At 57.0% G+C, this 6,656-nt stretch carries 5 protein-coding genes and 2 pseudogenes; 3 read left to right on the plus strand and 4 right to left on the minus strand.

Annotated elements, in window-relative coordinates:
• Positions 1–186: 186 nt before the first annotated feature.
• The 4 genes and pseudogenes from ACOYNV_RS24735 to ACOYNV_RS24750 all read right to left on the minus strand — a co-directional run.
• Positions 187–315 (minus strand): annotated as a pseudogene (locus ACOYNV_RS24735) (type II toxin-antitoxin system mRNA interferase toxin, RelE/StbE family); the annotation flags it as partial.
• A gap of 20 nt (positions 316–335) precedes the next feature.
• Positions 336–1,229 (minus strand): annotated as a pseudogene (locus tag ACOYNV_RS24740) (ISAs1 family transposase); the annotation flags it as partial.
• Entirely contained in the window at positions 1,157–1,366 is a 210-nt protein-coding gene (locus ACOYNV_RS24745; RefSeq protein WP_422902479.1) for a hypothetical protein, read from the minus strand. The pseudogene ACOYNV_RS24740 and the gene ACOYNV_RS24745, both read right to left, overlap by 73 nt.
• A 20-nt stretch (positions 1,367–1,386) precedes the next feature.
• The gene (locus ACOYNV_RS24750) at positions 1,387–2,487 is read right to left on the minus strand and encodes an HD domain-containing phosphohydrolase (protein WP_422902475.1); all 1,101 of its coding nucleotides are present in this window, start codon (positions 2,485–2,487) and stop codon (positions 1,387–1,389) included.
• 353 nt (positions 2,488–2,840) lie between these two features.
• Here ACOYNV_RS24750 and ACOYNV_RS24755 point away from each other — a divergent pair, with 353 nt between their 5' ends.
• The 3 genes from ACOYNV_RS24755 (at position 2,841) to ACOYNV_RS24765 (ending at position 6,605) form a co-directional block, all read left to right on the plus strand.
• Positions 2,841–3,098: a hypothetical protein gene (locus ACOYNV_RS24755; RefSeq protein ID WP_422902476.1), complete on the plus strand. Its 258-nt coding sequence runs from the start codon at positions 2,841–2,843 to the stop codon at positions 3,096–3,098.
• Positions 3,099–3,999: 901 nt separating this feature from the next.
• On the plus strand, positions 4,000–4,626 hold the full coding sequence (locus ACOYNV_RS24760; protein WP_422902477.1) for a hypothetical protein: 627 nt from the start codon (positions 4,000–4,002) through the stop codon (positions 4,624–4,626).
• Positions 4,623–6,605: a hypothetical protein gene (locus ACOYNV_RS24765; RefSeq protein WP_422902478.1), complete on the plus strand. Its 1,983-nt coding sequence runs from the start codon at positions 4,623–4,625 to the stop codon at positions 6,603–6,605. The genes ACOYNV_RS24760 and ACOYNV_RS24765 overlap by 4 nt, the downstream gene beginning before the upstream one ends.
• Positions 6,606–6,656 lie beyond the last annotated feature (51 nt).

Below are 6,656 nucleotides of genomic sequence, written 5' to 3' on the forward strand. Positions count from 1 at the left end.
AATAGGCACTTCCACCTTGGCGAATGTCAGGCATTACCAACTCGGCGCTCTCATAAATACGCCAATCACCATATTCAAGCTACCGGGAACACAGTAGTAAATAGGGGGCCACGATTGTTTTTTTCAAGAGCACGCACTCGGTAGCAGCATGAACCGGAACTCAAGGCACAGGTGCGGGTTTTTATTTCAGAACAGTTCGCTGTGCGTCCCGGTGCGAATCAGGATCAACTCTCCGGTCTTGACGGCGCCGTCCTTATCGTAGATCAGCAGCCAGTCCGGTTTGACGTGGCACTCCCGGACCCCGGCATAGTCCCCAGGGCCTCCGCACTCGCCCATCATAATGGAGTAAGGCCCAGCATGTTCATCCGCATATCGTCGTCCAAGGCGGCTCCCTTCCGCTTTCGGCGCAAGCTGGTTTTGGTCGTATCAGTCTTGTCCAAGCGAATCAGGTTGAGAACAATCTTCCTCAGGAGTGAGATGTTTTGCGGAGCATTGTCCTTGCACACGGTCTTGCCATCCTCGCCGAAACTGACATCGAGTACCCAGTGAAGCCGATTCTCGATTCCCCAGTGGGCGCGCACGGCGGTGTCGAGTTGATCGGCACTCAAGTTGCGGGAGCTGATGTAATAGCGGCGCTCCAGATCCGATTCCTTGCCGCCGACGACGCGGATCGAGTCGATACGACCAATGGTCTTGCATTTTGGCCAATCGGTGAGGTTCACTGTTCCTTTGGCCGGTAGCACCGAAGCGATCTGGCCGACAATACGACCATGCGATTTTTCGCCATGTTTTTGCCGGTCGACACCTTGTGCTTCATGCTGGTCGATGAAGGTCGTCTCGATCGCTTCCAGCAAAGAGGGTTGATTCCCCTTGACCATTAGCAGGTAGTCGCCCCCCTTGTTGATAATCTTCCGGGCGATGCGCTTCTGGCAACCCATGGCGTCGATGCTGACGAGAAAACCCTTGATGTAGAGCGCATCGAGCAGTACCGGGATGGCGGTAATCTCGTTGCTCTTGCGGGCGACTTTTTCCTGGCCGAGAACGATGCCCAGTTCCGTGGCGAAGGCGCTGATCATGTGAATGGCAGTCTCGCCGCCATTGCCCGACCCGCGCACCGTCTTGCCATCGACCGCAATCGTGCCGCTCAATGCACCAACTACGCCAGCGACTCAGCGACGAAAAACAGTTTCGAATTGCTTCGGGTCAAGAATCCGGAAAATACGAAGAAATGCAGCGTGAAGAGCGTCACCCTGGTTTTGAGTGACTCCCATTGAAATATCTCGGTGACCGGCAGCGCTTGCAAGGGCGCTGCAGGTGCCTGAGGTGATTGGCCCGTCTCGGACGCACTGGCTGTCTCTGGTTTCATGGTGGGCCTTTCGTCAGGTCTCACGCCGGCGGCAATCCGTCGACATCAAGGAGGAGGTCGGCGATGGCGACATAGTCGCTGAAGCCGGCCAGGAAGGCATCGGCTACATCAGGATCGAAATGCTTGCCGCGTCCGGCGGCAATGATGTCGCCGGCTTCGGCGTAGGACATTGCGGGCTTGTAAGCACGCACCGATATCAGTGCATCGAACACATCGGCCACCGCCATCAGGCGCGCTGAAACGGGAATGGCGTCGCCGACCAGGCCGGCGGGATAGCCGCTGCCATCCCATTTCTCGTGGTGCCAGTGGGCGATTTCCTTGGCGGTGGCGAGAAACGGCAGCGGCATCTCGATGTCACGCTCGGCCTGCTCGATGGCATCATTGCCCAGTTTGGCATGCGTCTGCATGATCGCCATTTCCTCCGCAGTGAGCTTGCCGGGTTTAAGCAGGACGTGATCGGGAATGCCGACCTTGCCGATATCGTGCAGCGGGGCGGAGCGGGCCAACAGATCGATGTAGTGATCGCTCAGGGTGGCCGCGAAGCGGGGATGCTGGCGCAAGCCAATCGCCAGCCGTTGTACATAGCCCTGGGTACGCAGAATGTGGTTGCCGGTTTCCGGGTCGCGTGTTTCGGCCAGATGCGCCAGCGCCCGGATGCTGACCCGCTGGGTGAGATCGTTTTCGGCCATGCGCTGGGCAACCTCGGCTTCGAGGGTGGCGTTCAGGTCTTTCATCAAGTCACGCGCCTGCTTGGCTTCAAGTTGGGTGCGCACCCGGGCCAGAACCACGGCGGGTTTGATCGGCTTGGTGATGTAATCGGCGGCGCCAAGCAACAGGCCATGCTCCTCATCGTCCGCGTCGGCCAGGGCGCTCAGGAAAACGACCCGGATGTCGCATGTGGCCGGATTGTCGAGCAGTCGCGCCAGCACAGCGTACCCATCCATGCCGGGCATCAGCAGGATCAGGTCGGGTTTCGTTGCACCACCCGCCATGCGCAAGCCACCTTCGCCCGAGGTTGCCGCAAGCACCCGATAGTGCGGCCGCAACAACTCATGCAGCACGTGCAGGTTTTCGGCTGAGTCGTCGATGATCAGGATAGTGGCACTGGTTTTTGGAATCATTCCGGGGTTGCCTGCTGGACATCAAAATTCAGGCTCTACGGCCATTTATATTAAATAATATTTTGCATGAAGCATCGCTATATACCGCATGAACAGGCGATCTACAGGCATTGTGTCTGAAGAGTGGCTAATTTAAAGGCTCTTCGGAGTGATGCACTGTAGAACGCCGAATATAGAGGCTTCCAGCGATAGCCCTCTTGCTACGATTACTTCGCCACACCCCATCGCCGGCACAAACTACGTTCAACCTGGAAAAAGCAGTTGACCACGGCGAACACAGCGAACACAGCGGAAAAACAATGACTTGCAATGTTTTCATGGCTCACCCTTTGGGTGAGCCATGAAATCCTGAAATGCTGAGGATTTTCGCTGTGCCCGCCGTGTCGCCGTGGTTTGAACTGCGGTTTTTAGGTTCAAGCATACAACCTCACCTTTGCGGTGTAAAACAGAGGTTTTCGGGTTCAATTATTACTAAGCAAAAAACCTTTCAACTCGACTTCGGCCTGGAACCAGTCGGCCAAATCGTGTCCGGGTTCGAAGTTGCGCCGTTTCGCGTTGAAGTAGGCGGCTTCCGCTATCTTTTTCTGGAAATTGTCATTGCCTTACATTGATCCTCTTTCTTCTGACCGGTGCTCTTGCCACGCCATTGCAAGGGCGTTTCCTGCCGGCTTGTTTTCATGCTCACTACGGGTTGTCATTTTGATCTCCTGACTGAATTATCAACACTCCCTAACTCTGCGACGATAAAACCCGCATGTCGGCCAGCGCGCATTGGATTTTTGGGAAGAAACTATATAACTCTAGCTATACCTCTTTACTAAATCAAGGTGCTTTTCCATACAACCCTGCCTGTCCGGTTGCTGGTCCAGGCAACATATAGATAGTCAGTAGGGCAGCGCGTGCTGCCGCCACATCAAGTAGAGCGCTCGCCTTATGAGCAGGATCGGCACCTGTCAGCAGAGCTACCGATCATGCTTTTGAGAAGTTGTCCCCTTTAAACGGCAAGGCTGATTTTCTTCCCGGCATATCGCTACTGCCCGCTATGTCATCGGAACCGGCCTCTGAAATATAGTGTTTTACGAATCACTGAGCGTCCGCTGACTGGCCGGGATTTGCCGGCCAACTTGCACCATCAAATGAACGCCTCTGGGTACTGCCCCAGACTTTTCTTAGGCTAATGACGGCAAACGCTGCATTCCGGACTGTGAAGTGAAAAAATTGAGTACCAACTCGCCAATGTCGGCTTTCGGGTGAGGGTGCCCGGCCAACGGCGGCTTTGGAGAAAAAACGCCACCGTCCGCTGATGGCCGATTGCGGCCCGACGATTCATCGATGCGGTTTCGTGAACTGAAGTAATTCTGCAAACAATCAGAATTCGTAAGTCAATGAATTTACAGGAGCCAACATTTATTTGTTCGCACTTTTACTTCGGACGCTTGCGAAGTAATTTTGATACATCCTTGAAATTCGAAGTAAAAGTGCTAAATTGACAGAAAATAGGCGGAGACTCGCATGGAGCTTGGCGATTCACATCCGCGCTTCACAATTCCGGTCGAAAGCGCACGCCCGAAAGGCGCTGGGCGTTTTGAGTGTTGGGCACCCAAACTCAAGCGCCGCGTAACCTTGTTCGACCCGTTTCATGTTCGACTATTGACCTTCCTCGAGAGTAATCCACGTGTGTCCGCTTATTGCGAGCGCCCAATGTATTGGGGCCTTGGTGCAGACCAGAAGTTGACGGATTTCTGGGTCAGAGCAGGTCGACGCGAAATATGCTGGATCGTCACGTCAGACCGTGCGGCCCCAACCGATGAGTTGGGCCCAAGCGAGAACATAGCAGTGCGACACATTCACGCCAAGAATTTCGCTTCGCGCACGATCTGGATTGATAACTGGATGCGCATCCTGCCGTACATTGCGGCCAACACGCGCTTTGTCAGCGAGCAATTATTGGCCGACATCGAGCAGGCCACATCAAACGCGCCGACGCTCGGCGCTATCGAACGCGATTTTCAGCCACAAGACATCGTGCTGATTCGTACGGCCGTTTTTATGTTGTTGCACAGAGGGCGTCTCAAGGCCGAGGCGCTGCACAAACAACCTTTGGGGCCCGGAATCGTGTTGAGGCGCTTGCCCGTATGAACAGCCGATACCGCACAGTTGCGACCGAACGGGCAGATCCATCTACGTGGCCAACCGTCGCCTGGCCCGTCCTATCCACAGCGCAGCAGACGGTTTTCAGAGCACGTGAAGACGCGGTGCGCCGGTATTGTCGCCGCGAACCGCTGCGCGCGATTCAGGCGGCCACGGGGGTGACTTTCAGTTCGGTACGCCGATTCTACAACCGTTGTCTTCAAATGCATGCGGACGGCCGCGTGCAAGGATTCCGCGCATTGATTCCCTTCGAGCGCGTCAAGTCCTATCGACGCCAGGCAAAGATAACGAAGGCAGGCCGCAGTGGCAAGGCGGGCGCGTTCGCCCTATTGCTGGAACGTCATCCGCAACTCGAAGCCTTGATCGTGGATGAATTGCGGGAACACCATGTGGTGGTACGGCAAGGATCGAAAGGACAGCTGATCATTGGCGGCCTGAGCTCCCTGCAACAGCGCTTTCGCCAGGCTTGCCTGGACCTTGGGCTGACGGAACGCGACTACCCGTTGGTTCAGGCCGAGCAAGGTGTCCGCAGTTTGGCTGCGGCGGTCAAATCGATCGCTACACGTACTTTTGAGGAGGCCGCGCGGGCGGCACTGGCACAAAAACGGTCTGGTGGCGTCCGGCCCAACGCTGAGGGGTTGCCCTTGGTCGCGACGATGCCGTATGACGCCGTAGAATTCGATGGCCATCGGGTCGACGTGCGTCTGCGCGTGGTTTTCGAACGCGTCGCCGGCGTCGAGGAGTCCTTCGAAATCGAGCGCGTGTGGCTGCTTACCATTCTCGATATTTGCAGCAGGGCCGTGCTCGGCTATCACATTGTTCTCGAGTCGGAGTACAGCCGATTCGACGTGCTCAAAACGGTTGAGCGGGCCCTTGTCCCATGGGACGTGCCTGCGTTGACGATCCCGGGCCTGCGCTATGCCCCAGGCGCAGGCATGCCGTCAGAGCGCTTTCCCGAACTGGGCTATGCAGTCTGGGATTGGTTTCGATTCGACAATGCGCGCGCCAATCTGGCCGAGGATACATTGCGCGTGCTCACCGAGATTGTCGGATGTGGCGCGCACGCGGGACCGGCGTACCGGCCAAACCAGCGCCCTCACATCGAACGGTTTTTCGGAACGCTCGCGTCGGTTCTCTCCCATCGGCTACCCGGTACGACAGGCACGGGGGCGGACGATCCGCGTCGGCGCATTGCAGAAATGACCGCCAGTTCGGCCGCAGTGGTGTGCCTTGATGAATTGATGGAACTGACGGCGGTGAGCATCGCCAACTACAACGCCACCGCCCATGAAAGTCTGGCCGGTCGCTCCCCTCTGGAAATCCTGGGGTACTACCTGGGAGAGAAGCGCATGGCACTACGCTGGTTAGCCGAACCCATGCGGCGTCACCTGTGTTTGCTGCAGCATGAACACGAAGGACACATACGTGGCAGTATCGCCCGCGGCGTGCGTCCTTATATTCAATTCTTTGGCGCAAATTACACCAGCCGCAGCCTGGCTACGCGCGCAGACCTGATCGGTCAACCAGTGCGACTCTACTTCGATGCAGAGGACGTGCGTGCGCTGCGCGTGTTCGACGCAACGGGTCGGGAGCTCTTTGTGGTCGAGGCCCAGGGTAGTTGGCGGTACACCGCTCATACCTTGCGCATGCGCAAGGAAATTCGCAAGCTCGTGCGCGAGCGAAAATTGCGGATCCGGCGCGATGACGATCCGGTGCGGTGCTATCTCGAACACTTGCGTCAGAGCGCGGGCAAGCGACGCCGAGCGGCCAGCAAGGCAGAGAACGCACGGCGCACTGTAGAGAGCGCCATGCCAATACCAAAGGCCCCGCCAGGACCGGCGGAGAAGGCAAATCTCGCGCCAGACAAAGCGCCCGAGACCGAGCAGGAACCGGACGCCGGTATGCTCACCGGCGCGGTCAGGGGAAAGCGCCTCGTGATTGGCACGGGCCAGGTCTTTTCTCGTTAGGGATGTAACTGAACAGGGGCGAGGCAATGAACATTCAAAAATCGTTGGTCC

Origin of the sequence: Propionivibrio sp., assembly GCF_049316945.1 — a bacterium.
In the GTDB taxonomy this organism is placed as follows: Bacteria; Pseudomonadota; Gammaproteobacteria; order Burkholderiales; family Rhodocyclaceae; genus Propionivibrio.

Excerpts from the sequence above, each read along its gene's own strand:
- ACOYNV_RS24765 (WP_422902478.1), top strand. The coding sequence starts at position 4,623 with ATGAACAGCCGATACCGCACAGTTGCGACCGAACGGGCAGATCCATCT.
- ACOYNV_RS24745 (WP_422902479.1), bottom strand. The coding sequence starts at position 1,366 with ATGAAACCAGAGACAGCCAGTGCGTCCGAGACGGGCCAATCACCTCAG.
- ACOYNV_RS24755 (WP_422902476.1), top strand. The coding sequence starts at position 2,841 with ATGCTGAGGATTTTCGCTGTGCCCGCCGTGTCGCCGTGGTTTGAACTG.
- ACOYNV_RS24760 (WP_422902477.1), top strand. The coding sequence starts at position 4,000 with ATGGAGCTTGGCGATTCACATCCGCGCTTCACAATTCCGGTCGAAAGC.
- ACOYNV_RS24750 (WP_422902475.1), bottom strand. The coding sequence starts at position 2,487 with ATGATTCCAAAAACCAGTGCCACTATCCTGATCATCGACGACTCAGCC.